We start from the raw sequence: 325 nt of genomic DNA, 5'->3' as shown, positions 1-325 counted from the left end.
ACGTCGGCGCATAACACGGTGACGCTGGGTGGTGTGGATTCGAGCACGGCGGTGGCGCTGACGAACGTGGCGAACGGCGCGCTGAACGCGTCGAGCCTCGACGCGGTGAACGGTTCGCAGCTGAACGCGACGAACCAGAACCTGACGAACCTGTCGGGCAACGTCACGAACATCGCTGGCGACATCACGAACATTAAGGGCAAGCTGGCCGATGCGGTGATGTACGACACGTCGGCGCATAACACGGTGACGCTGGGTGGTGTGGGTTCGAGCACGGCGGTGGCCCTGACGAACGTGGCAGCGGGTGCGGTGACTGCCTCGAGCT

1 pseudogene is annotated in these 325 nt (G+C 64.3%); it reads left to right on the top strand.

The window, feature by feature from the left end:
- Positions 1-325 (top strand): annotated as a pseudogene (locus tag U5A57_RS41510) (hypothetical protein); the annotation flags it as partial.

The sequence above is a fragment of the Paraburkholderia sp. J11-2 genome (genome assembly GCF_905220185.1).
Taxonomy (GTDB): domain Bacteria; phylum Pseudomonadota; class Gammaproteobacteria; order Burkholderiales; family Burkholderiaceae; genus Paraburkholderia.
Note: the sequence above shows the minus strand (reverse complement) of the source record. Positions and strands in the feature narration are given on the sequence as shown.